The 20,962-nt window shown below is 65.2% G+C and carries 17 protein-coding genes; 7 read left to right on the top strand and 10 right to left on the bottom strand.

Translation table 11 applies throughout. The annotated features are described in order from the left end of the window. Positions 1-86: 86 nt before the first annotated feature. From CAG34_RS23830 to CAG34_RS23850, 5 genes are all read right to left on the bottom strand, one after another. Positions 87-899, bottom strand: a complete 813-nt coding sequence (locus tag CAG34_RS23830; RefSeq protein ID WP_023661850.1) for an OmpA family protein — start codon at positions 897-899, stop codon at positions 87-89. Continuing rightward, positions 896-1,249 carry a DUF4398 domain-containing protein gene (locus tag CAG34_RS23835; protein WP_023661849.1) on the bottom strand — a complete coding sequence of 118 codons (354 nt, stop codon included), beginning with the start codon at positions 1,247-1,249 and terminating at the stop codon, positions 896-898. The genes CAG34_RS23830 and CAG34_RS23835 overlap by 4 nt, the downstream gene beginning before the upstream one ends. A 9-nt stretch (positions 1,250-1,258) precedes the next feature. Further along, on the bottom strand, positions 1,259-2,080 hold the full coding sequence (locus CAG34_RS23840) for an ABC transporter substrate-binding protein (protein ID WP_075045848.1): 822 nt from the start codon (positions 2,078-2,080) through the stop codon (positions 1,259-1,261). Positions 2,081-2,268: 188 nt separating this feature from the next. Beyond that, positions 2,269-3,198, bottom strand: coding sequence for an electron transfer flavoprotein subunit alpha/FixB family protein (locus tag CAG34_RS23845; protein WP_085592775.1), 930 nt, complete (start codon positions 3,196-3,198; stop codon positions 2,269-2,271). After that, positions 3,199-3,948 carry an electron transfer flavoprotein subunit beta/FixA family protein gene (locus tag CAG34_RS23850; protein WP_025339979.1) on the bottom strand — a complete coding sequence of 250 codons (750 nt, stop codon included), beginning with the start codon at positions 3,946-3,948 and terminating at the stop codon, positions 3,199-3,201. It abuts the gene before it with no gap. A 537-nt stretch (positions 3,949-4,485) separates the two neighbouring features. Between CAG34_RS23850 and CAG34_RS23855 the strand changes: the two genes are divergently transcribed. Then, the gene (locus CAG34_RS23855) at positions 4,486-6,168 is read left to right on the top strand and encodes an electron transfer flavoprotein-ubiquinone oxidoreductase (protein ID WP_085592777.1); all 1,683 of its coding nucleotides are present in this window, start codon (positions 4,486-4,488) and stop codon (positions 6,166-6,168) included. 230 nt (positions 6,169-6,398) lie between these two features. Here CAG34_RS23855 and CAG34_RS23860 read toward each other — a convergent pair whose 3' ends face one another. The 3 genes from CAG34_RS23860 to CAG34_RS23870 all read right to left on the bottom strand — a co-directional run bounded on the left by CAG34_RS23860 (position 6,399) and on the right by CAG34_RS23870 (position 8,921). Next, entirely contained in the window at positions 6,399-7,724 is a 1,326-nt protein-coding gene (locus CAG34_RS23860) for an MFS transporter (protein ID WP_085592779.1), read from the bottom strand. A 72-nt stretch (positions 7,725-7,796) separates the two neighbouring features. Further along, positions 7,797-8,276, bottom strand: a complete 480-nt coding sequence (locus CAG34_RS23865) for a histidine kinase (RefSeq protein ID WP_075045851.1) — start codon at positions 8,274-8,276, stop codon at positions 7,797-7,799. Between the two features lie 168 nt (positions 8,277-8,444). Continuing rightward, positions 8,445-8,921: a sigma-70 family RNA polymerase sigma factor gene (locus tag CAG34_RS23870; protein WP_025339983.1), complete on the bottom strand. Its 477-nt coding sequence runs from the start codon at positions 8,919-8,921 to the stop codon at positions 8,445-8,447. 354 nt (positions 8,922-9,275) lie between these two features. Between CAG34_RS23870 and CAG34_RS23875 the strand changes: the two genes are divergently transcribed. From CAG34_RS23875 to CAG34_RS23885, 3 genes are read left to right on the top strand one after another with little or no spacing between them, the layout of a single operon-like run. Beyond that, entirely contained in the window at positions 9,276-10,448 is a 1,173-nt protein-coding gene (locus CAG34_RS23875) for an efflux RND transporter periplasmic adaptor subunit (protein ID WP_085592781.1), read from the top strand. Continuing rightward, positions 10,449-12,413 carry a MacB family efflux pump subunit gene (locus CAG34_RS23880; RefSeq protein ID WP_085592783.1) on the top strand — a complete coding sequence of 655 codons (1,965 nt, stop codon included), beginning with the start codon at positions 10,449-10,451 and terminating at the stop codon, positions 12,411-12,413. A gap of 3 nt (positions 12,414-12,416) precedes the next feature. Continuing rightward, a complete protein-coding gene (locus CAG34_RS23885; RefSeq protein ID WP_085592785.1) occupies positions 12,417-13,820 on the top strand; it encodes an efflux transporter outer membrane subunit in 1,404 nt (467 codons plus the stop codon). A gap of 121 nt (positions 13,821-13,941) precedes the next feature. Here CAG34_RS23885 and CAG34_RS23890 read toward each other — a convergent pair whose 3' ends face one another. Next, the gene (locus CAG34_RS23890) at positions 13,942-15,552 is read right to left on the bottom strand and encodes a PvdJ/PvdD/PvdP-like protein (protein ID WP_085592787.1); all 1,611 of its coding nucleotides are present in this window, start codon (positions 15,550-15,552) and stop codon (positions 13,942-13,944) included. A gap of 312 nt (positions 15,553-15,864) precedes the next feature. On the opposite strand from CAG34_RS23890, the gene pvdM reads away from it, so the two are divergent. Together pvdM and CAG34_RS23900 are read left to right on the top strand one after the other, a co-directional pair. Then, positions 15,865-17,211 (top strand): pyoverdine-tailoring dipeptidase-like protein PvdM, encoded by a 1,347-nt coding sequence (gene pvdM / locus CAG34_RS23895; RefSeq protein ID WP_085592789.1) that lies wholly within the window; start codon positions 15,865-15,867, stop codon positions 17,209-17,211. 17 nt (positions 17,212-17,228) lie between these two features. Continuing rightward, positions 17,229-18,515, top strand: coding sequence for an aminotransferase class V-fold PLP-dependent enzyme (locus tag CAG34_RS23900; RefSeq protein ID WP_085592791.1), 1,287 nt, complete (start codon positions 17,229-17,231; stop codon positions 18,513-18,515). A 133-nt stretch (positions 18,516-18,648) separates the two neighbouring features. On the opposite strand, the gene CAG34_RS23905 is transcribed toward CAG34_RS23900, so the two are convergent. Next, entirely contained in the window at positions 18,649-19,617 is a 969-nt protein-coding gene (locus CAG34_RS23905) for an alpha/beta hydrolase (RefSeq protein ID WP_085592793.1), read from the bottom strand. Positions 19,618-19,759: 142 nt separating this feature from the next. Between CAG34_RS23905 and CAG34_RS23910 the strand changes: the two genes are divergently transcribed. Continuing rightward, the gene (locus tag CAG34_RS23910) at positions 19,760-20,881 is read left to right on the top strand and encodes a cupin-like domain-containing protein (protein ID WP_085592795.1); all 1,122 of its coding nucleotides are present in this window, start codon (positions 19,760-19,762) and stop codon (positions 20,879-20,881) included. Positions 20,882-20,962: the final 81 nt, after the last annotated feature.

Consider the following 20,962-nt stretch of genomic DNA (forward strand, 5'->3'; position numbering starts at 1 on the left):
TTGACGCATTGACCTCAAACCCTGTGCATCACCTGTGGGATCTGGCTTGCCTGCGATGGGCCGCAAAGCGGCCCCTTTCACATGATTCAGCGTGCTGGCGCCAGCTTGCCTTTGTCATCGGAGAACACGATCTCCACCCGACGGTTCTGCGCCCTGCCCCGCTCCGAGGCATTGGCCTCGATCGGGTACTGGTCGCCATAGCCCTCGACCTGCAGGCGCTTCTCGTCGATGCCCAGGTCTACCAGCATGTCGGCCACGGCCTGCGCCCGGTCACGGGACAGCTTCAGGTTGTCCTCGGCCGGGCCGGTGCTGTCGGTATAGCCTTCGATCCGCACCACCCGGCGCGGGTTGAGCTGGAGGAACTGCACCAGCTTGAGCACGGTACGGCTGGCCGAGTTCTTCAGGTCGGCGCGGCCGGTGTCGAACAGCACGTCCCCCAGGGTCATCACCAGACCTCGGTCGGCCTGCTCCGAGGCCAGCGCGGCGATCTGCGACTCGACCCACTTGCCCTGCTGCTGAACACTGGCCAGCTTGGCCTCGCGCAGGGCCAGCTGCAGGCGCTGGCGCTCCAGGTCGAGCTTGGCCTGGCGTTCCTGGTTCAGCGCCAGCTTGGCATGCTCGCTGGCAATTTCGCTGTAGCGCTGGCTCAGGAAGGCGTAATGGCGCACGTCGGCACCGGTGCCGATGTAGCTGGACAGGCGCTCGGCACGGGCCAGCGACTCGCCTGCGCGAATCACGTCACGCGGCGCGCTGCGCAACACATTGGAATCATCCTTGACCTTCTGGAAAGCTGCAGTGGCATCATCCAGCGCTGCGCTGCTGCGCTGGCTGGCGCAACCTTGCAAACCTGCAGCCAGCGCCAGCACTGCCAACGCGGCCAATGGCACACGACGGATCATGGCTGCACCTCCAACTGTTTGCGCAGGCGCTGGACCCGCGACTGCAGCAGTTGCAGCTGCTCTTCGCTCTTCTGGTTCAGTACCTGAGCCTCGGCCAGGCGCGCATCCAGTTCGGCCTGCTCGGCACGCATGCGCGCATCGCGGTAGTCTTCGGTGAGCATGTTGGCCTTGGCCCGGGCCAGCTTGTCTTCAGCCAGCTTGAGCGCATCGACCTGCTCGGTGGCACCGACGGCCCTGGCCTGCTCCAGTGCCTGTTCGGAAATGCGCATCTGCTCGTTAGGGGCCGGATCGTTGGCGCAGCCAGCCAGGCCGAGCACGGCCAGGGCAAGGATTAGTGGTTGGGTTCTCACGCAATCTTCCTAGTGTTTGGGGGCGTCCGACGGCACCTGCAGCTGCGCTTTCCAGCGCTCGACATTACGTTGCAGCACGGCCTCGGATGCTCCGGAGATCGGCAATTCTGTCAGTTTTTTCGCCAATTGCCCACGCAACCAGCTGTCATTGCAGGCCGAATTGTGCGACAGGGCCAGGTACAGGCCCGGCCGATCCACCGGCAGGCCGCGGGCGATCAGGTCATTGCTCATGCCCAGGCTCTGGGCCATGGCCATGCCCGAATAGCGGCCAGCGAGCACATAATCCACCTGGCCGAGCACCAGCTTCTGGAACGCCTGGGTCAGGTTCTGTGCCGGCACCAGCTTCAGCTGGGCCTTGGCGAAAGCAGTAAAGGCCGGGGTCAGCCGCGCACGCTCGGACAAACTGCCCTGGTACTGGGCCAGGTCCGCCGGGCCCTCGAAGGCCAGTGTGGCGTCGTGACGCGTCCACACCAGGTATTCGTTGAGCTGCAGGGGTGGATGGATGTAGTCCAGCGCGGTCAGTTGCTCCACCTGCATGGGGGTGTCGAGCAGCAGGTCCATGCGCCCGCTACGTACTTCTTCCAGCGCCTGGTCACGACGACCGGCGCTCAGCACCTCCACCTTCACGCCCAGCTCGCCAGCGACCTGGCGCAGCAGATCGACGTTGGCGCCGATCAGGTGTTTCGGGTCGTTCGGGTCCTGCCACGAATAGGGCGGCGCGTCAGGGCTGCCGGTTGCCACCAGGCGTTCGCACTTGCCTGCCGCCATGGCCAGCGGCGAAACCAGCACCGCCATGCATGCCAGCACCCTGCCTGCTTTACGCAGCACCATTGCTCACTCCTTGTATTGCTTTGCCCGGCCCAATCGCCGGCAAGCCAGCTCCACACAGGTACAGCACCGCCCTTGAGAACTGCGCTGTACCTGTGGAGCCGGCTTGCCAGCGATCGGGCCGGAACTGACCACAAAAAAACCCGGCCCCCTGTACGAGGGCCGGGTTCTTTATAAGTGAAGCAGGCGGATCAGACCAGCTTTTCCAGCTCCGGAACCGCTTCGAACAGGTCAGCGACCAAGCCGTAGTCGGCTACCTGGAAGATCGGCGCTTCTTCGTCCTTGTTGATCGCCACGATCACTTTGGAGTCCTTCATGCCGGCCAGGTGCTGGATCGCACCGGAGATACCGACGGCGATGTACAGCTGTGGCGCAACGATCTTGCCGGTCTGGCCGACCTGCATGTCGTTCGGCACGAAGCCGGCGTCGACCGCGGCGCGCGAAGCACCGACGGCAGCGCCGAGCTTGTCGGCCAGGCTGTACAGGTGCTTGAAGTTGTCACCATTGCCCATGCCACGGCCGCCGGAAACGACGATCTTGGCAGCGGTCAGCTCTGGGCGGTCGGACTTGGCCAGCTCTTCACCAACGAAGGCCGAGATGCCGGCGTTGTGCGCAGCGCCAACGGCTTCGATGGCAGCCGAACCACCTTCGGCGGCCACGGCGTCGAAGCCGGTGGTACGCACGGTGATGACCTTGATGGCAGCGCTCGATTGCACGGTGGCAATGGCGTTACCGGCATAGATCGGGCGCTTGAAGGTGTCGGCGGACTCGACCGAGATGATCTCGGAGATCTGGTCCACGTCCAGCAGCGCGGCAACGCGCGGCAGGATGTTCTTGCCGTTGGTGGTGGCCGGAGCCAGCACGTGGCTGTAGCCCTTGGCCAGCTCGACGATCAGCGGCGCAACGTTTTCTGGCAGGGCGTGGGCGTAGGCAGCGTTATCGGCAATCAGCACCTTGGCCACGCCAGCGATCTTGGCTGCGGACTCGGCAACGCCGCCCACGTTCTGGCCTGCGACCAGCACGTGCACATCACCACCGATCTTGGCGGCAGCGGCAACAGTGTTCAGGGTGGCCGGGGCTACGGCACCGTTTTCGTATTCAGCGACAACCAGGATAGTCATTTAGATTACCTTCGCTTCGTTCTTCAGCTTCTCGACCAGTTCGGCCACCGATTTGACCTTGATGCCAGCGCTGCGGGCAGCCGGGGCTTCAACCTTCAGGGTCTTGTTGGTGGAGGCGAGGGAAACACCCAGCGCGTCTGGAGTAACGGTCTCCAGCGGCTTCTTCTTGGCCTTCATGATGTTCGGCAGCGACGCGTAGCGTGGCTCGTTCAGGCGCAGGTCGGTGGTGACGATGGCCGGCAGGTTCAGTGCAACGGTCTGCAGGCCGCCGTCGATTTCACGGGTGACGTTCAGCTTGTCGCCAGCCACTTCCACCTTGGAGGCGAAGGTGCCTTGGGCGAAGCCGGTCAGCGCAGCCAGCATCTGGCCGGTCTGGTTGTTGTCGCTGTCGATGGCCTGCTTGCCGAGGATGACCAGCTGAGGCTGCTCTTTGTCGACAACGGCTTTCAGCGCCTTGGCCACAGCCAGGGAATTCAGTTCGTCAGCGGCTTCGACCAGGATGGCACGGTCGGCACCCAGGGCCAGGGCAGTACGCAGTTGCTCCTGGGCAGTAGTCGGGCCGACGGAAACGACGACGATCTCGGACGCGACGCCCTTTTCCTTCAGGCGTACGGCTTCTTCCACGGCGATTTCGCAGAAGGGGTTCATGGACATCTTGACGTTAGCAAGGTCGACGCCGGAGTTGTCCGCCTTGACGCGAACCTTGACGTTGTAGTCGACCACTCGTTTGACAGCTACAAGAACCTTCATGGATTCCTCGTTACTCTCCGGTGAATAGATAGTCGCCAGGGGCAGAGCCCTGCGATGCGCGTGGGTACAAGGGCACCTCTAAAAACGTACCGGGAGGCGGTAACTTCACAGTGACCGAACAGTCTTGTCCGGACTCTTGCGACAAATACTCACGGGTCATTTTCTGTCGTGGCGTGTAAACTCCACTACAAACCGGCCCAAGGCCGCAAAACCCTGCTCCACACCTGGTCTTTAGAGGTGTACCTGCGCCCGGCTGCAAGCCTACGGCGAACTTAAAACCGCTCGTATCTTGACCGTAACACCCAATCCGGTCAATACGGCAAATCGGTCACCCTCCAGCCGCGTTCCTGTGATTTTACTGGCCTGCGGCAAATTCAAACAAACGTTTGTATTGGACCCGCCAAGTGGTGTAGATATAATGCGCGGCCAAGACAAAACGGTGTAGTCCGTCATTTGCCCAGCTACAGTTCCGCCGTTGCGTAGAACCGCTGCGAATGCCCCGCGCACCCATAAGACAAAGCAACAGCACGAGCCTTGATGAGTAGGAGAGAACCAGTGGAACGCGAATACATGGAATTCGACGTGGTCATCGTCGGCGCCGGCCCGGCGGGCCTGTCCGCCGCCTGCCGCCTGAAGCAGAAGGCCGCCGAAGCCGGTAGCGAAATCAGCGTCTGCGTGGTGGAAAAAGGCTCTGAAGTCGGCGCCCACATCCTCTCCGGCGCGGTGTTCGAACCCCGTGCCCTGAACGAGCTGTTCCCAGACTGGAAAGAGCTCGGCGCGCCGCTGAACACCGAAGTGAAGCGTGACGACATCTACGTGCTCAAGGATGCCGGCAGTTCGACCAAGGTGCCTGACCTGTTCGTGCCCAAGACCATGCACAACCAGGGCAACTACATCATCTCGCTGGGCAACCTGTGCCGCTGGCTGGCCCAGCAGGCCGAGAACCTGGGCGTGGAAGTCTACCCGGGCTTCGCCGCCCAGGAAGCGCTGTTCGATGAAAACGGCGTGGTACGCGGCATTGTCACCGGCGACATGGGTGTGGACCGTGAAGGCAACCCGAAAGATGGCATGTACACCCCTGGCATGGAGCTGCGTGGCAAGTACACCCTGTTCGCCGAAGGCTGCCGTGGCCACATCGGCAAGCAGCTGATCAAGCGCTTCAACCTGGATAGCGAATCCGATGTGCAGCACTACGGCATCGGCCTGAAGGAAATCTGGGAAATCGACCCGGCCAAGCACGAGCAGGGCCTGGTGGTGCACACCGCCGGCTGGCCGCTGGACGTGATGGCCAAGGACAACACCGGTGGTTCGTTCCTCTATCACCTGGAAAACAACCAGGTGGTGGTCGGCCTGATCGTCGACCTGTCCTACGCCAACCCGTACCTGTCGCCGTTCGACGAGTTCCAGCGCCTCAAGCACCACCCGGTGATGGCGCAATATCTCGAAGGCGGCAAGCGCATCAGCTACGGTGCCCGTGCCATCTGCAAGGGCGGCTTCAACTCGCTGCCGAAGATGGTCTTCAACGGCGGCGCGCTGATCGGCTGCGACCTGGGCACCCTGAACTTCGCCAAGATCAAGGGCAGCCACACCGCGATGAAGTCCGGCATGCTGGCCGCCGAAGCGGTGGCTGACGCACTGATCGCCGGCAGCGAAGGCGGTGACCAGCTCAACGGCTACGTCAGCGCCTTCAAGGCCAGCTGGCTGTACGAGGAGCTGTTCGCCAGCCGCAATTTCGGCCCGGCCATGCACAAGTTCGGCCCGCTGCTGGGCGCTGCGTTCAACTATGTGGACCAGAACTGGTTCGGCGGCAAGCTGCCGTTCACCCTGCACGACACCAAGCCGGACTACGCCTGCCTGAAGCTGGCGGCCGAGTCGCAGAAGATCGACTACCCGAAACCGGACGGCAAGCTCAGCTTCGACAAGCTCAGCTCGGTATTCCTCTCCAGCACCAACCACGAAGAGGAACAACCCTGCCACCTGAAACTGACCGACCCGAACGTGCCGATCGCCAGCAACCTGCCGCTGTACGACGAGCCGGCCCAGCGCTACTGCCCCGCAGGCGTGTACGAAGTGGTCACTCAGGAGGATGGCAGCAAGCGCTTCCAGATCAACGCGCAGAACTGCGTGCACTGCAAGACCTGCGACATCAAGGACCCGGCCCAGAACATCACCTGGGTCACCCCTGAAGGCGCTGGCGGGCCGAACTACCCGAACATGTAAGGCCCCTGCCCTGCGCTAACGAAAAGCCCCCGGTTCTCACGAGCCGGGGGCTTTTTGTTTTACCTGTTCTGGCCTCATCGCCGGCAAGCCAGCTCCCACCTCGACCGCATCGACCTCGAGCCATGCGCTATCCCTGTGGGAGCGACTGTTTTGCTCAAACTCTAAAAGTTGGCGCGATCCCCTGTGGGAGCTGGCTTGCCGGCGATGAGGCCAGAACAGACAACAGAAAACTATTTTTCACCACACATTACCGGCATCGGCTCCGCGGCAAACGCCAATGGCTCCCGACGCCCGAAATACAAGGCCGTCAGCAACCCCACCGTACCCATGACCAGACAAAAGCCGACACACACCCACGGGCTCCACGGCATCAGCGCAATCAGCGCCAGCGGCGTGGTGCTGGCCCAAAGCGCGTAGGCCACGTTATAGGTAAAGGAGATGCCCGACACGCGGATCTCGGCCGGGAACAACCCGACCATCACTGACGGCACCACGCCCACCACGCCGCAGGACAGGCCCGCCAGCGCATAGGCTAGCCAGGTCATGCCCCACTGCCCCACCAGGCTGGCATACAACGCGCCGATGCCCACCGGCAGCAACAGGCTGTAGAGCATCAGTGCGCGCCAGGCACCTGCACGGTCGACCAGCAGCCCGGCCAGCACGCAGCCGATGTTGAGGAAGACGATGCCCCCGCTGCTCAGGGCAAAGGTGTGTCCGGCACTCATGCCGAAGCGCTGCTGCATCACTGTCGGGGTAATCACCACCAGCACCACCACGGCGGAAGTCAGCACGCAGGTCAGCAGCGCCGCCGGGATCAACGCCCGGCGGTGTTCGCCCAGCACCCGCCGCAGCGGGAAGCTCACCGGCTGCTCCTGGCGCGCGCGCAGGGCAAGGAACACCGGTGTTTCGCTGAGCCAACGACGCAGCCATACGCCGATCACGCCGAATACCCCGCCGAGCAGGAACGGGTAGCGCCAGGCGTAGTCGAGGATTTCCTGCGGGGTGAACACTTGCGCCAGCAAGGTCGCGGTCAGTGCCCCCAGCAGATAGCCAAAGGTCAGGCCGGCCTGCAGGAAGCCCAGGGCATAACCGCGCCGCCCGGCTGGCGCGTGCTCGGCGACGAAGGTCCAGGCACTCGGCACCTCGCCGCCCACCGCCGCGCCCTGCAGGATACGCAGTGCCAGCAGGATCAGCGGCGCGGCATAGCCGATGTCGGCGTAGGTCGGCATCACCCCGATCAACAGGCACGGCAGGGCCATCATCAGGATGCTCAGGCTGAAGACCCGCTTGCGTCCCAGGTGGTCGGCGAAGTGCGCCATCAGGATGCCGCCCAGCGGCCGCGCCAGGTAGCCGGTGACGAAGATTCCGAAGCTTTGCAGCAGGCGCAGCCATTCGGGCATCTCGGGCGGGAAGAACAGCTGGCTGAGGGTCAGCGCAAAGAATACGAAGATGATGAAGTCGTAGATTTCCAGCGCGCCGCCCAACGCCGCCAGGCCCAGGGTCCGGTGGTCGCCGCGGCTGAACCGGGGCGGGCGAGCGGTATCGATGGCAGTCATGGCAGGGTCCGCAAATCGGCAAAGGGCAAGAGGATAGCAAATAGCTGCCCCCTTGCCCTGCCCGCTGCGGCTTTAGCGGTTGAACATGGTGTTGACGAAATTGGCCTTCGGCCGTGGCCTTACCGTGGCAGCCGGCATGGCGCCCGGCAGCGGCAGCTTGCCGACCAACAGCGGCGTATCGATGATCGCCATGAACGCCTCCAGTGCCTCGTTGTCCGGCACCTGGGGCAGGCTCAGGCTGACGGCCTGGCGCTCGGTCTGCGGCACCAAGGGCACTTGCAACTGGGTAGAGTGATAAAGAAGGGCGTGCTGGATCTGCGTGCTGACGCGACAGAAGCGCGCCAGGTCGACCCCGACATGGCTGGCCAGCTCGATATTGCCCAACAGCAGGTGGAAAGGCTGCAAGGCACTCAGCACCAGGCGCTGCAACTCCTCGAAACTGTCCACTGGCGCTATCCGGTAGTAGCCCAGGCCGTTGAGCAGCCGCTCCAGTTGCAGGCGCTGGCAGGGGTGTGCGTCGGCGATGAGGATGCGCAGGGTCTTGTTGGCCATGGCGGGACCTGGGCAGTTGGGTAATGGGTAGGCTCCATGACCATACTGCGCCAGTAACGGCTGCCGCCAAGGCTACGCCTGGCAGGGGTCTTCTTTGATAGAAGTCGGGAAAACCGTGGAAATCAAGTGATCGACTGACGGAATTTTCATCTGCATTCAACCCGGCGATCAGGATTCCCACTCGCGCATGCGCACCCGGCAGTGCTTCATGGCATTGACGATGTGCTTCTCCACCAGGCTGCGGGAAATACCCAGGTGCTCGGCAATCTGCTGGTGTGACAGGCCTTCGAGCTTGCGCAGCAGGAAGCAGTCGCGGCAGACCTTGCTCAGCTCATCCAGCGCGCGCTGCATCAGCGCCAGGCGCTGGTCGAGCTGCATGTCGTGGGTCGGCGCCGGGGTATGCCAGCGCTCGTCGCTGTCCAGCACCTCCAGCGGCTCGGCCTGGCGTACCTGATGCCGCCGGTGGCGGTCGACCACCAGGTTGAGCGCGGTGCGGTAAAGGAAGGCACGCGGGTGCTCGATGCGCTCGGCGTCGGTGCGTTCCAGCACCCGCAGGTAGGCATCGTGCGCCACGTCTTCGGCGGCCTGACGATTGCCCAGGCGCGCGGAAAGGAAGCCCACCAGTTCGCGATAGTAATGTTCCACGACGTTACCTGAGATCGTCCTGCCAGCCTATGCCAGAAAGCCCTTTCAGGCAGCAACGCGGGACCGAGTGATGTCAGCGTGCGATCTTACAAATTATAATTATTCTCAGCAACAAGGTGCATGGAGCAATACCGCCACCACCCCAAGTGTATGCGCCGTCTGTGGGAGCGGCCTTGTGTCGCGAAAGGGCCGCAAAGCGGCCCCGGCAATCTGCAGTGATGCGAAGATCCTGGGGGCGCTTCGCACCCCTTTCGCGACACAAGGCCGCTCCTACACAGACCGCGCCAAACTCACTGCGCTAAATCCCCTTCTGCCGCTTTCGTCTATCTGGCACCCCCTCGGCTGGATGTCTGCATGAGACCTTTAACCAACACCCGTCGCCGGCTCCTGCTCAGCGGCCTGGGCCTGCTCAGCCTGGGCTGCCTGCTGGCCTGGAAGGCCCTGCCCTACGGCGCACAGCCGCTCAGCACGGTTGCCGTGACCCGCGCCGACATCGAAAGCAGCGTCACCGCACTGGGCACCCTGCAACCAAGGCGCTACGTGGACGTCGGTGCCCAGGCGTCGGGGCAGATCCACACCCTGCATGTGGAGGTCGGCGACACGGTACGCAAAGGCCAGCTGCTGGTCGAGATCGACCCTTCGACCCAGCAGGCCCGGCTGGATGCCGGCCGCTACTCGATCGACAACCTCAAGGCCCAGCTGGCAGAACAACGCGCGCAGTTCCAACTGGCCCGGCAGCAGCTCAAACGCCAACGGGACCTGGCCGCCGCCGGTGCCACCCGCGACGAGGACGTGCAAACGGCCGCCGCACAGCTGAAGGTCACCCAGGCGCGCATCGACATGTTCCAGGCGCAGATCCACCAGGCCCAGGCCAGCCTGCGCAGCGACGAGGCCGAGCTGGGCTACACGCGCATCTACGCGCCGATGGACGGCACGGTAGTGGCGGTGGATGCCCGTGAGGGTCAAACCCTCAATGCCCAACAGCAAACCCCGCTGATCCTGCGCATCGCCAAGCTCTCGCCGATGACCGTGTGGGCCCAGGTGTCGGAGGCCGACATCGGCAAGGTCACCCCGGGCATGACCGCCTACTTCACCACCCTGGCCGGCGGCAAGCGCCGCTGGACCAGCACCGTGCGGCAAGTGCTGCCGATCCCGCCCAAGCCCCTGGAGCAGGCCAGCCAGGGTGGCGGCAGCCCGGCCAGCGTCAGCAATGGCAGTGCCGGCAGCCAGGTGGTGCAGTACAGCGTGCTGCTGGATGTCGACAACCCGGACGGCGCGCTGATGGCCGAGATGACCACGCAGGTGTTCTTTGTCGCAGGCAAAGCCAGCCAGGTGCTGACCGTACCACTGGCCGCGCTGGACGACGGCGATGGCCTGCGCCTGGCGCATGTGCTGACCCGCGACGGCAAGGTGGAACAGCGCCAGGTACGCACCGGCCTCAGCGACCGCCTGCGCGTGCAGGTGCTGGACGGCCTCAACGAAGGCGAACGCCTGGTGATCGGCGCCCCTGGCGTCAGCGGAGGTTGAATGAGCACACCCCTGATCGAGCTGGTCGACATCCGTAAATCCTACGGCGGCGTCGAAACGCCCAAGGTCGATATCCTCCATGGCATCAGCCTGCGCATCCATCCCGGCGAGTTCGTCGCCATCGTCGGCGCCTCCGGCTCCGGCAAGTCGACCTTGATGAATATCCTCGGCTGCCTCGACCGCCCCACTTCCGGCAGCTACCGCTTCGCCGGCAAGGATGTGGCCGAACTGGGCAGCGACGAACTGGCCTGGCTGCGCCGCGAGGCGTTCGGCTTCGTGTTTCAGGGCTACCACCTGATCCCCTCGGGCTCGGCCCAGGAAAACGTCGAAATGCCAGCCATCTATGCCGGCCTCGCCGCCAGCGAACGCCACGCCCGTGCCAGCGCCCTGCTCGGCCGCCTGGGCCTGGCCAGCCGCACCGGCAACCGCCCGCACCAGTTGTCTGGCGGCCAGCAACAACGGGTGTCGATTGCCCGGGCGCTGATGAATGGCGGCCATATCATCCTCGCCGACGAACCCACCGGCGCCCTCGACAGCCACAGCGGCACCGAAGTGATGGCGTTGCTCGACGAGCTGGCCAGCCAGGGCCACGTGATCATCCTGATCACCCATGACCGCAACGTCGCGGCGCGGGCGCAGCGCGTGATCGAAATTCGCGACGGCCTGATCATCAGCGATTCGGCCGCCGAAAAGCCCACGGTCGACAACGGCCGCGGGCTGCAGGCCGCCCAGCTGCGCCAGCGCCTGGACCGTGGCGCGACCTTGCACGGGGCGTGGAAAGGCGAATTGCTCGAAGCCCTGCAGGCGGCCTGGCGGGTGATGTGGGTCAACCGCTTCCGCACCGCCCTGACCCTGCTGGGCATCGTCATCGGCGTGGCCTCGGTGGTGGTGATGCTGGCAGTGGGCGAAGGCAGCAAGCGCCAGGTCATGGCGCAGATGGCAGCCTTCGGCTCGAACATCCTCTACCTCAACGGCAAGCCGGCGAGCCTGGGCGAGCAGGCCGGCACCATCACCCTCGACGATGTCGCTGCCATCGGCCAACTGCCGCAGGTCAAGCACGTGATGCCGGTGATCGGCGAAAAGATGATGGTGCGCCACGGCAACAACAGCCAGCGGTTCTATGTGGGTGGCAACAACACCGGGTTCCCCGAGATTTTCAACTGGCCGGCGGTGCAAGGCAGCTTCTACACCGATGCCGATGAAGCCAACGCTGCCGCGGTGGCGGTGATCGGCCAGAAAGTGCGGGAAAAGATGCTCGACCCTGGGCGCGACCCTCTGGGGCAGTACCTGTTGATCGGCAATGTGCCGTTCCAGGTGGTCGGCATCCTGGCCGGCAAGGGTGCCAGCTCTGGCGACCAGGACAGCGACGGGCGCATCGTGGTGCCCTACTCCGCCGCAGCCATCCGCCTGTTCGGCCAGCGCGACCCGGACTACATCGCCGTTGCCGCCCTGGACTCCACGCGGGTCAACGAGGCCGAAGCGGCCGTCGACAAGCTGCTGCGCCAGCGCCACAACGGCCGCCAGGACTTCGAGCTGACCAATGACGCGGCGCTGATCCAGGCCGAGGCGCGCACGCAGAACAGCCTGTCGCTGATGCTGGGGGCGATCGCCGCGATCTCGCTGCTGGTGGGCGGCATCGGCGTGATGAACATCATGTTGATGACGGTGCGCGAGCGCACCCGTGAAATCGGCATCCGCATGGCCACTGGCGCGCGCCAGCGCGACATCCTGCGGCAATTCCTCAGCGAGGCGGTGATGCTGTCGATGGTCGGCGGCCTGGCCGGCATCGTCCTGGCCCTGGCCATCGGTGGCGGCCTGATGCTGGCCGAAGTGGCGGTGGCCTTTGCCCTGCCCGCCATGCTCGGCGCCTTCGCCTGCGCCGTCGTCACCGGCATCGTGTTCGGCTTCATGCCAGCGCGCAAGGCCGCCCGCCTCGACCCGGTCAAAGCCCTTACCAGCGAATAACCCATGACTCTGCCTAGCCGCATCAGCCTGTTGACCTTATGCGTATGCCTCGCCGCCTGCAGCACGCCGCCAACACCCGCCAGCGGTATCGCCGCGCCATCCGCCTGGCAAGGCGAGGCCGCATCACCCTCGGCACAACTGCCAACGACACAGTGGTGGCATGCCTTCGCCAGCAGCGAGCTCGACCGCCTGGTACAGCACGCCCTGCACAATGCCCATGACCTGGCTGCCGCCACTGCGCGGGTACGCCAGGCCCAGGCCCGCGCGGTCATTGCCGGCGCGCCGCTGTTGCCGGAGTTGAAGCTGGGCCTGGACGGCAGCCGCCAACGCCTGCTGCACGGTGACGGCTATGACCAACTGGATGTCAGCCGCAGCGAACCCACCAGCACCTCGTTCGACATGCAGCTCAGCGCCAGCTACGAAATCGACTTCTGGGGCGGCCTGCGGGCGACCCGTGACAGCGCCCTGCGCAGCCTGGATGCCAGCCGCTTCGACCGCCAGACCGTGGCGCTGACCCTGGTCAGCGCGGTGGCCGACAGTTACCTTCAGGGCCTGGCTTTGCAGGAACAGTTGCGCATTGCCCGCCTCAACCTGCGCAATGCCCAGGACGTGCTGGGCCTGGTCGAGGCACGCCAGCGCAGCGGGTCCGCCACGCGCCTGGAACTGGCCCAGCAGCGCAGCCTGGTGGCCGCACAGCAACGCCAGCTGCCGTTACTGGAACAGAAGTGGCAAGACAGCCGGGTCACCCTGGCAACCCTGCTCGGCGACCCGGTACAGTCGCTACCCACCAGCCAGGACGCGATCAACACCCTGCAATGGCCCGCCATTGGCAGCGGCGTGCCCAGCGAGCTGCTCACCCGCCGCCCGGACATTGCCGCAGCAGAAGCACGGCTGGCCGCCGCCAGCGCCAACGTGCAGGTCGCCCGCGCCGCCATGCTGCCCAAGCTCACCCTCGGGGCCAACCTGGGAGCTGGCGCCAATACCTTTGCCCATTTGTTCGACAGCTCCTACTACACCCTCACCAGCGGCCTGGTCGCGCCGATCTTCAACAACGGCCGGCTGCGTGCCGCGCGTGAACTGGCCGAGGCTGAACAGATGGAGTTGCTGGAGACCTACCGCAGCAGCATCCTGGCCGCTTTTGCCGATGTCGAGAAAGCGCTCAATGCGATCCAGGGCGTGGACCGCCAGCGGCAGTGGCAGGATGAAGAGGTGGAGCAGGCGCGGCTGGCGTTCGACCTGGCGCAGCAGCGTTATGGCGCGGGAGCGGAGACGCTGTTGAGCGTGCTGGAGACCCAGCGCACCTTGTATGTGGCGCAGGACCAGCAGGCACAACTGCGCCTGGCCCGGTTGCAGGGTAGCGTGGCGTTGTACAAGGCATTGGGGGGTGGGTGGGTGGCCAGCCAGTAAGGTCGCCTGTACCGGCCCTATCGCCGGCAAGCCAGCTCCCACAGGTACAGCGCATGTCTTGAACCCGGCGCAGACCCTGTGGGAGCTGGCTTGCCGGCGATAGGGCCGGTACAGGCAGCGACTAGTTCCGCACCTTCAGGTTGCGCGCATACCACGGCCGCTGCGGTACCTTGGGCCGCAGCTTGTCGAGCACATCGTCATCGCTGTAGATGATGCGCAACGCCAGCTTCATGGTCTCCGGGTCCATCTCTACACTGCGCCCGGGCCGCAAACCCGGCACCGTCGAGCAGCCATGGGTATCCGGCCCCAGCCACGGGTCGGCCACCTCCACCCAGCGCCCTGGCGCAAACCATGGCACGCCATTGACTTCCAGGCGCCGCACCTCGCCCGGGTGCAGCCGCTCATGAGCGTGGAACCAGTCCTCGATGCGGTCGTCGATCCAGCCATGAAAGTGCCAGAACACCGGGTTCACATGCGATGAAAACGGGTCACCGAGAAAATCGTTCTGTTCGGCGAACCAGCGTTCGGCAAAATCATCCGGCGTGCGCGCCGTCGGCACCGGCATGCCGTTGGAGGGGTCGCGCGGCACCGATGCCCAGCGCATGTGCAGCCAGTCGTGCAGGCCCAGCTCCACTTCCGAACCGAACTGGCCCAGGGTCAAGGTGCTCAGGTACTCCGGGTCGGTGTAGCGTGACTCCCAGACCAGGAAGTTGCCATGGAAGGTATCCGGCGTCTTGATGTCGCGCACCCACTGGGTGTAATCCGCATCACCGCTGGCCAGCCAGGTGGGCGGCAGGGCATTGCCGTCATGGTTGTCGAAGTAGCGGGCGAATCCGGCCCGGTCGCGCTCCAGCTCCGGCTGCGGCAGCGGGAAGCGCGTCCATGACGGCAAGTCCTGCAAGGCACGCGCACTGCCAAGCATGTGCCGGTGCATGAAGAAAAAGTCTTCGCCCGAGCCGTTGCGGTCCTTGTGCCGGCCCCGCGCATCACGCTCGCGATCACGCGGCCCGGGCTGCCAGCCCAGGCCACGCAGGGCGCCCTGCTTGTCCTTGCCCAGTTTGTGCCATTTGTCCCGCGACGAGTGCCACAGCTGGTGGAACAGGCGATGCTCCGGGGCGGTCAGCCAGGCCAGAAGTTGCGGGTTCAGCGGGGTACGCTCGCGCGCCTCGGGGAAGGTGCGCTTCAACGCCAGAAACTGGTTGTCCTCCACGGGCAATGTCAACGCGCGGTCCAGGCGTGCAATGCGCCCGTTGAGGGTGGCCGGCCCGGCGTTGCCGAACCGGCCCCAGACCTCGTCGAGCACGATATGGCATTCATAGCGGGCCTGGGCCGAAAACAGGCGCCAGCGCAGGGTGCCCGACTTGTCCGCCAACAGGTCGCCTACCACGCGGTAGCGCGGCTCATCCTGCCCACGCAGGCGCTCGGGGGTATCCAGGTAGCCGCGCAGGGCGCGCCCGCTGGTTGCCACATCCAGGAACAGCTCCAGTTCACCCGTGGGCAGGCCATCCAGCCCCGCATCCTTGCCCTGCAGGGTCCAGCGCCAGATGCCGCGCAGGGTATCGCCCAACTGCTGCAGGCGGGTATCGGCCAACTCGACGACGGCCTCGCCAGGGGTTTCCGGGAATTCCTCGGCGGCACGCTGGCGCTGCACATACAGCGCCCCCAGCGCACCGGGCACCACCACACCCGTCAATGCCACACCGGCGATGAAACCGCGTCGGGAAATCGTCATTGCATACCTGTGCATTCATTGCGGCCATGGAGCACGGCCCGTCCAAGGCTAGAACGTTGCACGACAGGCGAAATTTAGCGGCGCTCCGGCTGCATCCGGGGCTGCTGCGCAGCCCAATCGCCGGCAAGCCAGCTCCCACAGGGATTGCACATGGCTTGAGGCCAATGCGCTCGAGGTGGGAGCTGGCTTGCCGGCGATTGGGCCGCATGGCGGCCCCCGACAGGCGCTAAATTTCTCGGCTGCGAGCTCGTTCACTGCAGGTAGCGGCGGCCTCTGTGCCCATCCCTCGACGGTGAACCTACTGAGACCAAGATGACGACTCCACGCTGGAAGAAAGCCCTGTTTATCAGCCTGGCCGCGGCGGTTGCCGCTGGCGCCGGGTTTGCCGCCTGGCATTACTTCGCCACACCCGCCGGCTATTCCAGGGAGGTGACCCGCCAGGCCAACGACCTGCAGGAACGCATCATCTCGTTCGACAGCCATGTCACCCTGCCGCTGACCTTCGGCACCGAAGGCAGCGAGGCCGACAAGGATGGCGGCGGCCGCTTCGACCTGGCCAAGGCCGCACGCGGGCGTTTATCTGGCGCTGCCCTGACCATCTTCGCCTGGCCAGAGTCCTGGACCGGTGACGGTGGCCCGCACCGCCCTACCCCAGGCTTCGTCGAAGCCGCCCGCCACACCCAGGAGGTGCGCTACAACGCCATCACCGCCATGGTCCGCGACTTCCCGCAGCAGGTGGGTATTGCCTATACCCCGCAAGACATGCGGCGCCTGCACGGCGAAGGCAAGTTTGCGGTGTTCCTCAGCATGCTCAACGCCTATGCGCTGGGCGATGACATCGACCAGCTCGACCGTTGGGCCGCGCGCGGCGTGCGCATGTTCGGCTTCAGCTATGTGGGCAACAACAGCTGGGCCGACTCTTCGCGCCCGCTGCCGTTCTTCAATGACACCGCCGATGCCCTGGACGGCCTGTCGCCGCTCGGCAAGCGCGCCGTGCAGCGGCTGAACGACCTGGGCGTGATCATCGATGTGTCGCAAATGTCCAGCAAGGCGCTGGCCCAGGCCGTTGCCCTCAGCCGCGCGCCGGTGGTGGCCTCGCACTCGGCGCCACGGGCGATGGTCGACATCAGGCGCAACCTCTCCGACAAGGAGCTGCAGCTGATCAAGGACAGTGGCGGCGTGGTCCAGCTGGTGGCCTTCTCCACCTACCTCAAGCCCTTGAGCAGCAAGACCCAGGACAAACTCAACGCCCTGCGCGCCCGCTACGACCTGCCGCCACTGGCCAACCTCGACTACGCACTGATGCCCGGTGACCCGGTGATCGCCGGCTGGCCCGAGCAGAAGGTCGGCCAGTACGCCAACGCGCTGTACGGCATTCTCGAGGAGGAACCGCCAGCCACGCTCAAGGACTATGGCGACGCCATCGACTACACCGTGCGCAAGGTCGGCATCGACCATGTCGGCCTGAGTTCGGACTTCAACGAAGGCGGCGGCATCGACGGTTGGCAGAACGCCGGTGAAGCGCGCAACGTCACCGCCGAACTGATCAGCCGCGGCTACTCCGAAGCGGATATCGCCAAGCTCTGGGGCGGCAACTTCCTGCGGGTGTGGGAGCAGGTGCAGCGCGCCGCGCAACCTGTCGCCACCTCATCCCCCTGACCCTTGCGAGCCAATTGATGAACGATCGTCGCACCTTTCTCAAGCAGGCCGGCCTGCTTGCGGCCGCCCTGCCCCTCACAAGCCCACTGCTGCCTGCCGCCCGAGCGGCGGCTGCGCAGCCTGCCACCGCCAGCGACTGGGCCGCGTTTCGCAACCTGTTCGAGCTGGACCCGGCGTACGCGCACTTTGCCAACTTCCTGATCACCTCGCACCCACGGCCCGTGCGCGAAGCCATCGAGGCGCTGCGCGCCCGCTTCGACCGCCACCCGGCCCGCATGGTCGACTGGGACAGCCAGTCGGAGTGGAAGCACGAAGCCGCCGTGCGTGAATGGGCGGCCCGCTACCTCGAAGTGACGCCCCGGCAAATCGCCCTGACCGGCAGCACCACCGAAGGCCTGGGGCTGATCTATGGCGGGCTGAAGATTGCCCCGGGGCAGGAAATTCTCACCACCATGCACGAGCATTCGGCCGCTCGCCATACCATGGGCTTTCGCACCACGCGCGATGGCACACCGGTGCACCGGTTGCGCCTGTTCGACGACCCCGCCAAGGTCAACAGCGACCAGGTACTGGCCACCATCGCGGCGGCCATCGGGCCGAAAACACGGGTACTGGGCATGACCTGGGTGCACTCGGGCAGTGGCGTGAAACTGCCCGTGGGCGAGATCGGCGCGCTGGTGCGCGAGGTCAATCGCCAGCGTGACGAGCAGGACCAGATCATCTACGTGATCGACGGTGTGCATGGCTTCGGCGTCGAAGACATGCGCTTTGCCGATCTCAACTGCGACTACTTCATCGCCGGCACGCACAAGTGGATGTTCGGGCCGCGGGGTACCGGGATCATCTGCGCGGCGTCCACCGAACTGAAGCAGCTGAACCCGAGCATTGCCACGTTTTCCGAGAACGAGGATTTTGCCACGGTGATGACGCCCGGGGGTTACCACGCCTTCGAGCACCGCTGGGCATTGGGCAAGGCGTTCGAGCTGCACCTGCAGTTGGGCAAGGCGGCGGTGCAGGCGCGGATTCATGGGCTTAATGGCTATCTCAGGCAGCGGCTTGAAGCGCTGCCGGGGGTCGAGCTGGTGACACCGCGCAGCACGCAGTATTCGGCGGGGTTCACCTTCTTCCGGGTCGCGGGGCAGGATGCTGACGAGGTGGCCCGGTATCTCAACAGCCAGCGCATCGTGGTCGATGCGGTTTCGCGGGATGTCGGGCCGGTGGTGCGGACGGCGCCTGGGCTGTTGAATACCGAGGCGGAGATCGAGCGATTGGGGGATATTCTGAAGCGCTACCTGCGCGCTTGAGGGTTGCCTGTACCGGCCCTATCGCCGGCAAGCCGGCTCCCACAGGTACTGCAAATGGCTTGAAGTCGGTGCGGTCGGGGTGGGAGCTGGCTTGCCGGCGATAGGGGCGCAACGCGCCCCCGGCGAGCTCAAGTCAGGACTGGCCGCCGACCCGCTTCAACCACTCCCCGACATCCCGGTAAATCCCCTCCACCTGCCCCACGATCCCCGACATGCGCAAGAAGTCATGGGTCAACCCCTCCACCCGGGCAAAGGTCACCGCCGTCCCACCCGCCACCAGCCAGTCACGATAGGCCATGCCCTCATCATGCAACGGGTCATACTCGGCCACGAACAGGCAAGCCGGCGCCAATGGCTCGCACAGCGTCGACAGCAACGGCGACACCCGCCAGTCCAGGCGCTGCTCGCGCTGCGGCGCATAGTGCCGGTAGAACCACTCCAGGGTAGGCGTCTCCAGCAGGTAACCCTCGGCATGCTCGCGATGGGACTCACGCCAGCAGGAGATATCGGTCACCGGGTAGAACAGCAACTGTGCCAGCGGCTTGAACGCCAGCGCCTCGGGCTGCTCCACCGCCGTAATGGCCAGCACCGCCGCCAGGCTGGCGCCCACGCTGTCCCCTGCCAGCACCACCCGGCGGTTGTCCAGGCCCAGCGAGGCCGCCTGCTCAGCCAGCCAGTTGGCGGCGTCCAGCACATCGTGCAGGGCTTTCGGGAACTGCTGCTCCGGTGCCAGCCGGTAGTCCGCCGCCAGCACCGCGAACTCGCCCAGGGCCGCCAGGCGACGGCACACCGAGTCATGCGAATCGAGGCTGCCGACCACATAGCCGCCGCCATGCAGGTACAGGATCACTGGCTGCAAGGCAGCACCAGCATCGCCCTGGCGGTACAGGCGAGCAGCCAGGCGGGCACCGTCGCGCGCGGTAATCTGCAACTCGCTGGCCGTGACGTTGCCGGGCGGGCTCGGGTCGAGTACCTGCGAGCTGCCTTCGAACTCGGCACGGGCCTGGGCCACGTCCATCGCGTGCATGGGCAGGCTCCTGCCCGTCAGCCGGCCAAATTCGACCAGTTCCAGAAATGCCGCCAGATCAGGGTGCAATGCCATGTGGGTTCCTTGGGTGAACAATGTGACTCGAGCCTCCCTACGGGACGTAGCAGCACACCGAAAAATTACCCGCCCACACGGCTAAATCGTTGGTGCAGGCACTCGTTATCCCAGCACAACGAAAGACCGCCAGAGGCATACCGTGGACCTTCAGAGCATCCTCAGCAAACTGTTCGCCAACGCCCATGCCGTCGGCATCGAAGGCGTTTTCCAGTTCGTCTTCGGCCAGGACCGGGCCTTCTGGTCGGAGGTGCGCGACAGCAGCCGCACCGGTGCCGGCCGGCACAGCGCCCCGGACGTCACCATCGAGGTGGCCGAGCGTGACTTCCTCGGCATCATGGGCGGCACCGCCAACGTCGAAGAGCTGTTCGCCAGCGCCCGCCTGAAGATCAGCGGCAACATGGGTTTGGCCACCCTGCTGCCGCAGATCATCAGCAACGCCCGGCGCGGCGCGCCGGCGACCAAGGTGTCGATGAACCAACGCTACCCGACACCGGCACGCCTCAGCGAACGGGTGTCGGCCGCGCAACCGGTGCAGCGCGAGGTGGCACGCATTGCCCGCGCCGACATGCCGCTGGCGCGCTTCCAGGGCGAATACCTGGCGCACGGGACGCCGGTGGTCATCAGCGATGCCCTGCAGGACTGGCCGCTGTTCACCATGGGCCGCGAAGCTTCGCTGGAGCATTTCGCCGAACTGCAGGGCATCACCCGGCACGGCGATTACGTGAAGAAGACCTTCTCCACCGACCGCGACTTCCGTTCCACTTCCATGGCCGACTTCATCGCCTCGCTGGACACCCCTGCCAAACCCGGCGAAACCCCGGCCTACATGGGCAACAACATCGTGCCGGAAAAGCTGCTGACGCTGATTCGCTACCCGCAGTACTTCGCCCGCGAGAAGTTCATTGCGCCGCGCATCTGGATCGGCCCCAAGGGCACCCTGACGCCATTGCACCGCGACGACACCGACAACCTGTTCGCACAGGTATGGGGGCAAAAGTCGTTCATCCTTGCCGCGCCGCACCATCGCCCGGCCCTGGGTACCTGGTCGACCAGCCCCAAGGGCGGCCTGGACGGCTGCGACTTCAACCCCGACGCCCCGGACTACCAGCGCTTCCCGGCGGCGCGCGAGGTGCCGTTCCTGCGCGTGGTGCTGCAGGCCGGTGACCTGTTGTTCCTGCCTGAAGGGTGGTTCCACCAGGTGGAGTCTGTGACCACCTCGCTGTCGGTGAACTTCTGGGTGAATTCCGGGCGCGGTTGGTAGCCGGGATTAGCAGGGGGCGCTTTGCGCCCCTATCGCCGGCAAGCCGGCTCCCACAGGTACAGCGCAAGCCTTCCGGTCGGC

The sequence above is a fragment of the Pseudomonas sp. B14(2017) genome (genome assembly GCF_002113255.1).
Taxonomy (GTDB): domain Bacteria; phylum Pseudomonadota; class Gammaproteobacteria; order Pseudomonadales; family Pseudomonadaceae; genus Aquipseudomonas; species Aquipseudomonas putida_Z.